Source organism: Streptomyces sp. SID3343, from assembly GCF_009865215.1.
GTDB lineage: Bacteria > Actinomycetota > Actinomycetes > Streptomycetales > Streptomycetaceae > Embleya.
In genome coordinates, this window is sequence record NZ_WWJX01000855.1 from 1 (window position 1) to 247 (window position 247).

Annotated in this window: 1 pseudogene; it reads left to right on the forward strand. The window is 80.6% G+C overall.

Annotated features, from left to right (window positions below):
• A pseudogene (locus tag GT354_RS26430) lies at window positions 1-247 on the forward strand (hypothetical protein); the annotation flags it as partial.

Sequence of the window (247 nt, forward strand, 5' to 3'; positions counted from 1 at the left end):
GCGGGTGCGCAGGTCGGCGCGGCGCGCCTGGTGACCGCCCTGCGCGCGGGCGGCCGGGCCGCGCACCTGGTGACCGTACGGCCCACGGTGTGGGCCTGGACCGAGGTCGTTGCTCCCGCCGGACGCGCCACCGCCCGGCTCTGGCACGTCGTCACCGGGCCGGCCCAAGCCCTCTCCCGAGCCGCGTGGGAGCAGACCCGTCGGGCCGGCCGCGACGCGCGCCGGGCCGTGTCGATGTTGCGGCCGC